The sequence below is a fragment of the Bacteroides acidifaciens genome (assembly GCF_024623065.1).
Classification (GTDB): Bacteria; Bacteroidota; Bacteroidia; order Bacteroidales; family Bacteroidaceae; genus Bacteroides; species Bacteroides acidifaciens.
In genome coordinates, this window is record NZ_JANJZR010000120.1 from 1 (window position 1) to 7,730 (window position 7,730).

8 protein-coding genes are annotated in these 7,730 nt (G+C 38.9%); all 8 read right to left on the minus strand.

The window, feature by feature from the left end; translation table 11 throughout:
* The coding region (locus NSB03_RS19350) for an O-antigen ligase family protein (protein ID WP_257466590.1) at positions 1-929 on the minus strand (929 nt) is incomplete at its 3' end.
* 30 nt (positions 930-959) lie between these two features.
* Entirely contained in the window at positions 960-1,835 is an 876-nt protein-coding gene (gene lepB, locus NSB03_RS19355; protein WP_148332685.1) for a signal peptidase I, read from the minus strand.
* Between the two features lie 27 nt (positions 1,836-1,862).
* Complete coding sequence (locus NSB03_RS19360) at positions 1,863-3,842, minus strand: hypothetical protein (protein ID WP_024988755.1); 1,980 nt, start codon at positions 3,840-3,842, stop codon at positions 1,863-1,865.
* A gap of 57 nt (positions 3,843-3,899) precedes the next feature.
* On the minus strand, positions 3,900-4,727 hold the full coding sequence (locus tag NSB03_RS19365; protein WP_159102169.1) for a BF3164 family lipoprotein: 828 nt from the start codon (positions 4,725-4,727) through the stop codon (positions 3,900-3,902).
* An 82-nt stretch (positions 4,728-4,809) separates the two neighbouring features.
* Positions 4,810-5,691 (minus strand): DUF1573 domain-containing protein, encoded by an 882-nt coding sequence (locus tag NSB03_RS19370; RefSeq protein ID WP_024988753.1) that lies wholly within the window; start codon positions 5,689-5,691, stop codon positions 4,810-4,812.
* Entirely contained in the window at positions 5,688-6,848 is a 1,161-nt protein-coding gene (locus NSB03_RS19375; protein WP_024988752.1) for a DUF4221 family protein, read from the minus strand. The genes NSB03_RS19370 and NSB03_RS19375 overlap by 4 nt, the downstream gene beginning before the upstream one ends.
* A 105-nt stretch (positions 6,849-6,953) precedes the next feature.
* On the minus strand, positions 6,954-7,181 hold the full coding sequence (locus NSB03_RS19380) for an NVEALA domain-containing protein (protein WP_024988751.1): 228 nt from the start codon (positions 7,179-7,181) through the stop codon (positions 6,954-6,956).
* 213 nt (positions 7,182-7,394) lie between these two features.
* A partial coding sequence (locus NSB03_RS19385; RefSeq protein ID WP_257466591.1) for a BF3164 family lipoprotein occupies positions 7,395-7,730 on the minus strand: 336 nt, incomplete at its 5' end.

A 7,730-nucleotide genomic window follows, 5' to 3' on the forward strand; every position in this document is an offset into this window, starting at 1 on the left:
CAAAATGCAATTACCAGCGAGACAACCAATAAGAAAGGAATCCCATATTCCATCGCCACTTGCAGATATTCATTAAAAGCATATTCCGGACTTCCTGCCACCAATTCTTCTGTCTCCGAAAATTCCCCATTTGCAAAATAGTTTTCTTGCGCTCTGCCATAAGCTGAAACAAAGTTCCCTGTACCATGTCCTATAACCGGACTTTCGGCAATTGCCATACTACTAATTTTCCACATGAACAAGCGTCCGTTGGCAGAAGTCGCTTTCAGTTGAAAAAGAGCATAACCTGCCACTATGATTATAACGCTGCCTGCAATACAAACCAGTACTAGTCTTTTCTTATATTTTCGTTCAAACTCCTTTAATCTACTTCCCCATGAAACGCGCATTCCATATACCCATGTACCCGATATTGCGGCAGCAATCCAAGCCGAACGGCTCATTCCGGCAGGCAGTACACAAAGAATCAACAGCATAACTCCTAATGCGATGTAATACTTTCCCTGTTCCGCCCATGTACGTTCCGTCCTTTCTTTCAAATTCAGCCATTCATACAAGCAAAGCGGGAATATCATCGCCAAATATCCCGAATAAGGTCCCGGATTATAGAAAGATCCTGTAAGCGCATATAAAGAATGATTGGAAACAGCCAGGCCGTATATCTGCCTCAATCCCCATACGGCTTCCATTCCTCCCAATATAATCAATACCCACGTCACGATGGTTGGAAAAGACAAATAGTTTTTTCTATTCAGACAAAAGGATAATAGACAGCAAGCGACGAAAACAAAAGCCATGCGTCCCAACCATAGTTTTTGATATGCCATTTCACCGACAGGAATATCATTCGAAGTAGCAAAAACTACTACGCTCAAGATTGCCGCAACTCCTGTAAGAGTTATCACATCCGCCATATTCTTCTGTGTCATCCGCATCAATTCCAACTTTATTTTCGTTCTTTATTTGATTTTCTGCATAATTCTGTCCCAACGGGGTTTCTCCGTAAATTTATCTTCCGAATACCAAATACGGGTAGCCTTACCTACAATGTATTCTTCAGGCAACATCCCCCAGTACCTTGAATCCTGCGAATTAGCCATATTATCACCGGAGACAAAATAATAGTTCTTTTTAAAGCGATACTGGGTAATCACACTGTCCCCCAATACTACCTGTCCGTCTTTTACACGTAGTTTCTTCTTCTGTTCCCAACCTATCAGCTGCCTGTATAAAAGGCAATTCGTACGGTTCATCATTACTATCTGACCTTTCTTGGGAATCGGCAAAGGTCCGAACTCGCGGATCGTCCAGCCCAGTTGTTTGTCATAAGGAAATGTACCTACCACAATGCCATGCTGTTCCGGATGCTTCAGATTCGCCAGATATTGCTGGGCATCGTAGTTTCCCAACTGTTCGTCACAACCACGTACTTTATAAAATCCCCCACGAATCTCCAATGTATCCCCCGGCAGGGCGACACACCGTTTTACATAATACTGCATTACATCCATCCGGACACTATCCCAACGGTTCATTTGATAAGGGAAATTAAAAACCAGTATATCATTTCTCTGGAAACTCCCCCATCCGGGCATCCTGTGGATAGTGACTTCCTCATTATCCAAGGCTGCAAAAACATCGAACAGGCGAGCCCCTTTTATCATCTTATTAACTAATATCCGGTCGCCATCCTTCAATGCCGGTTCCATAGAGTCCGAAGGTATCCTGAATGAAGTAAAGCAGAACAGTTGCATCAAGAATAGAACTACTACCCCCAAAAACATATAAAACGCAAGGTCTACAAATTTCGCTATTATCTTCTTTATCACATTCATTTGCCATTCACTCGTTCAATATCAACCTTACTCCCAACAGAAGCTTTCATCCTCATAGATAAAAATACGCTCGGCAGTAGCGCCTTTCCACTTCAAGTTCTTCAACATCATCAACGCATTCAAAGGAACATCCTTAAATTCCAGCCAACCGCAAGCGGTCCCTTGCCCGGTTTCCTTCGACTTCCATTCTCCGTCCCAATATTGCAGCGTATAATTGCAATCCTCCCGAATCTGACTGTCCAGATAAGGATATATCCCTATCGCCGTCAATTGAAAAAAGCCGCCCAAATCAAAATCGACAAACCGACCCGGCACTTTTCCTCTGCAAGTGGCAGCTTCCATCCCGTCTGTCAATCTATCGGCACCCTCAGACACAGACAAAGGGATGACATCCGACAAGACCTTCACCGAAGGAATGCGCCCTTTATCCGTATAAAAAGCAATCTCGCCCACAGAAAGCGTGTCCGTAGGAAGGTACATGCGTATATGGCGACAAGCAGGCCGGGCAGGCAGCATTCTCTTATTCATCTTCAATTCCAACGGGTCGCTCCATAAACAGATTTCCGTTTGCGGCTTTCCATCGGTCAGACTGACAAAACGGCTTCCGCGCATCATGTTCAGATTTTCCCTATTCACATCATGAGCTGAGGAGCCGGTCAAAATACGCAGGCATACATTTCCTCTTTTACCATCGTCCGCCAAAAGGCGCATATATCCGTCAGCATCCAACTTGAAAGGAGATGCGGCGGGCAAAAGCACCCCGTCCTTAAAGTAGACAGGCAAATAAACAATGTCCTTACCCATGTTTTTGAAAGTTGCCGTCCCGTCCTTTTCAATCTTTGCCCACTGCACCGGATGCCACCGCTGATAACCGAATACGGCCAAATAGACATAACGCGCATTATCGGGAGCGACCTCCGTCAACGTCACGGTAACATCCTGCGTCTCAAAATATTCGGCGGAAACGTCAACCTTCTTTACATTCCGGAAAAGGGCGGGAATGTCGCTCCTTTCCACATTTGCATCTGCCGCAGGACCCTCCGGATGATTGGAATAGGTGTGACGGTAGACTTTCGGCAAACGGAACCTCCCCCAGGAACTGTCAGAAACACGGTTGTTGTAAATGCGCTTGTATTTCCAGCGGTCGTTGTCCCAAAAAGCCTCGAATGCGTACGACTGCCCATGCAACAGCAATACGTTCCAGGTGTGGGAATTGTTGCGGTTCCCCCATGCAGGAACAAAATCAATGGCAACAGGCATCCCCAAAGCAGACAGCAGAAGCGAGTTATACCAACAACGATGGATACATAATCCATGACGAAGATATTCGAATGTTTCCGCGTTCCATACCGGTATCTGCGCCCCCCAAAAGGCGGAATGCGTCAGGTGTCTGTATTCATAAAGCAAAGAGTCCGTCTCAGACATCCATTGTTTTCCTTTCCGGACATAATACTTCCCTGCGTGACGATGATAAAACGTGTCTCGGGCATGGTCCGCCACCAGTCCGTTCAGACGGCGGTATGGCAAGACATATTCACAGAAGTCCTCGTAAGAGCATTCCGATGCATATACATTCCGCTTCCAGGCATCGAACGAACGGTCTATCTCCCGTATCAGGTAATTCGATTTCATTGCGCATAAATCTTCCGATTCATAAGCCCGGTGAAGCAAGTAGTGATATTTTCCATACAAACCGTCTATCTTTTTGCCCCACTCCGAAGGTGTACGGAAGTCATACATGCGATTAATCGAATCATAATCTTGATAAAGCGGCCGGAGCGCGTCCAAGGACCGGCAATCACTACCGTAGCAGGCAGGCATATTCTCTATCAGAAAACGGGCGGCATCATACTTCAAGCCGCTGTCCCGGTAATGTTCCAGTACTTTTTCCAGCTCCCTACGGTTGTCGCCGGATCTTTGCAAGGCATAATCCAACGAAGAATCCTTCTTCGGAAAACTACACGAGAACAGAAAGAACAATATCAACAAACTGCTTGATTTATGCATGAGCCATACTTTTTATTTACCATTTTATCACCATTCCAATTATATACATATATCATATCACCTGAAAATGACGCCAAAGCATTCTGACGGAAATTTTTTCCGGAATACAATAGGTACACATAATCTTCCGAGCATGTAGCCCACAAATAAACGAGTGGCGAATCTCTCGAAGCACCAGAAGAAAGACAGCATATCCGCTGACATAAGATAAGCGACGAATTTCGTTTTTGAAGGAGAGGACGCTATACCAAACATATAAGCCTGCGAACGAACAATGCCGGAAACATTCTTTTCATCCTCATCCCTATAAGGCCATTCCCCAAACGTACTATGCACCTGTCCATTGGAATCCAACACACAATACCTGTATTTTTCATAAATACCAGGAGCTATAAACTTCCCGTTAGCCATAGGATGAACTTCAAGTGGCAATCCACTGTCAACACGAAAAGCAGGAGTAAACCGCACAGTGCCTGCGGTTGTTGAATTTGTATAATAAAACGTTTTTCTATTTATATCGTAAAATGAAAACGAACTTTCATTATGTGATTCTAAAGAAGAAAGTACAGTAAATTCAGATGGACCTTGTCCACGCTTAGCGGCCTTTCCCAAATATTTTCCGGCTTTTACATTAAAAAAGAGCAACATAGAGTCGGATTTAGGATCCATAACTGCTAAAATCGAATCCGATAATGCCATCTCTTTAACTCCCCCTATCATATAATCATCTTCACTAATAAAAGATTGACAGATGATATTTTCCACCCGAATAGTTTCCTTAGTACCTGTTCGGCAGGATAATAATAAAAACATCAATATTCCGCCTAATAGCAAAATTTTATTCTTTATACATTTCATTTTCCCTATCAATTTTACAAGAATCATAGGCTCCACCATTTTGAAAAGACAGCTCAACTATGATTTTAATTGTTTAGTTGCCCATTTGAAACAAACACCTAATTCAACTTTATTTCGCATTTCCACTAATTCTCAATTTCAGCGGAGCACCTTCTGCATTACAATAGACAGTAATAGTTTTATTAAAATATTCAGGATACTCTGCTTGATATCTTATTTTAATACAAGTACTATCTTGGGGTAATACAGGTTTTTTATTATATTCTATAGTTAGACACCCACACGAAGTTGATACCTCATCTATAACTAATGGGGAATCACCAACATTTTTTATTGTTACTTCTTTTTCTTGACTAACTTCCCATGAGAAATTACCCATATCTATCGTTTGCTCAGAAATTGTTATTTTTGTTAAAGGAACTTGTTTCGCTTTTTCCCGACCGCTTTTATTTAAAAGAATGTTGAAATACAAATCTTTAATTTTCGGATTAAGTACAGGGTTTCCAACAGCAATCACTCTATTATCTTTATCTAACAAAAAAGTTTGAAAAAATATATCCTGAGGAAAATTATTCAATATATTAATCGAGTCTTTTTCATCTAAGCAAACTGGATAATCAAACTGATTATGTTCAAATATTTTAATTACTTCATCTTTATTTGAGGGATTCAAAAAGAAATGAACTGGCACTGATGACTCTGTTATCGTATCTAATTCAGCTATAAACTTTAGCCATCTACTTAATGCCAATTTACAACTAGTACAGCCTACAGAATCAACGTATGTAATAATCGAATATTTACTATTCATAATTTCTTTTTGAATTGTATCCCTTCCTAATATTGTAAAATACATTTTATTGGGATAAATAATTTCTCGACTATCCCATTCTGTGACTAAGCGAGCAATCCGGTCAGATGCTGATTCTTTACAAGAGAATAAAAATGAAAATGTAAATATTACAAATAAAACAATATACCCTTTCTTCATTTTTTTGTCTGAATTAAATCAAATCTACGAAAACATAACTTATCATCGCTAAAAGTAGGATTCTTAAAGAAACTAGTACTAATATAAAGGCCATCTTTTCGAATGAAAAAAAGATTGGATGCATAGATATTTTCTGGAAATAGAGTTTCACCTAATATCTCAAAATTTTTATCTAAAATTAGAATAGAGAACTTCGTCCTTCCTAATTGCCAAATATCCATATAATTATCATTCTCTAATTTTGTCTCTGGATAAACAAAACGATAATATACATCTCTATATTTATCATATATCAAATTACCATACATTGGAATTGTACACAAGGTTCTAACAAGTTCCGTTATATCTCCTGGAACTTTTTTCTCATTATAAATTTCATCAACATATTTACTTCTTGTCTTTACTTGATTTCTAACTTTTCCATCCGGGGATACAATATAAAGATTTTCATCAAAAAAGAAAGAATAAATGAAATTCTTTCCATCATAAACTTGACTATAACTCATCTCTATACCTAATGTATTCCCTCTTAATTCCACAGATGATCTTACTTTTGGGAATCTCAATTCGAATTCTGTTAATGAATGTTTTATAGAATCAAGAATTAAAGTAACAGGACTATCTTCCACAATCCGATCACCTAGTCCCATATTAGGGGATTGTGGTAAATACATTTTACCATTAATCATATAGATAGGAGTATAAGGAAAAGATAAACAATTGAATGGAATTGTAGATTTTCCTTGAGTAGTTTTATCATAAACAATCTTTCGATGAATCTTTCCATCTTTATCAATCACATTTATCGTATTTCTCATCCCTTCAGGTATATAAATTTCATCATCAGAATATATATAATATCCTACAAAATTACTAATACCATTTTCACCTTCCTTATCAATTTTAGTAGTTTTAATATATTCTTGCGACTTCATATCATACCATAAAATCTCAGGTTCTATATTATTTTGAAATGTTAAATATTCCCTACCTTTCTCGTCCGTATATGGAAATAGAGCTTTTATAAACATAGAGGTTTGAGGATTCAAATCGAAAACAAGCGAATCATTACTTGCTTCTAAAATATATGAATCCTCTTTAGGAGAACCACATGAGAAAAGAAAAAACAATATCAATAAACTACTTAATTTATACATGACCTACCATTTTAGAAGAACCTACCTAAGGAGTCTAAAGACTTTTTTAGGCATATATTTAGATACCTCAACAAGTCTTTAGACAGCCATTACTACAATCTATATTTACATATTACAATAACATACCGTACCATATACAGTATTCTTGCATTCCCATGTCCAAGGACTCATTCTGCAATAATATGTACCCCATTCTGTATCTCCTGCCAAAGCTTCCACATTATTAAGAGCCAAATTAGATAACTTCACATCATTCTGCGAAGTATATACATTGTATCCTGCTACAGCAGCGATAGCAATAACGGCAATAATGCCCATTACTTTCTTTTTCATTATTCTATAATTTTCAGTAAATAAAATTTCTTTTTCTTCTGTATCTATCATTTCAACAGAATAGCAACAGTTTGCTACATTAATTTTTTATTCTTATGTTTGTATCTAAATAACCTCCTTTCTTTTTAGGGGTTAAGGAGCAGATGATAGGTAAGCAAATCCGCCAAGATGAACAAACTCATCATTCTGCTCCTTTTAATCAAGTTAATTCTCTCATACGCTACCAAAACAAAACTTTAGTATGGGCTGATCGTTATTTACATCTGTCGCCATTATTGTTTTAGTAGCTTCATCTACCCAAATACCATATATATAATGGTCGAGCACATACTTATACAGCGGTTCTCCTTTCAAGCTAAATACATAAATGTACTTTCCGCCGTCAGGAAGTTTTCCACTTTGCCTTGCTATCTCTTTAAAGGGCGTCCCATGAAACACCGCATAAATGGCACTATCCGTTACTTGAACATCACTGAATCCCATGATGCCTGTTGGTATACCATATCCATCAGATACTTTGAATTCAGGTTCGTCATGCTCACCGATACG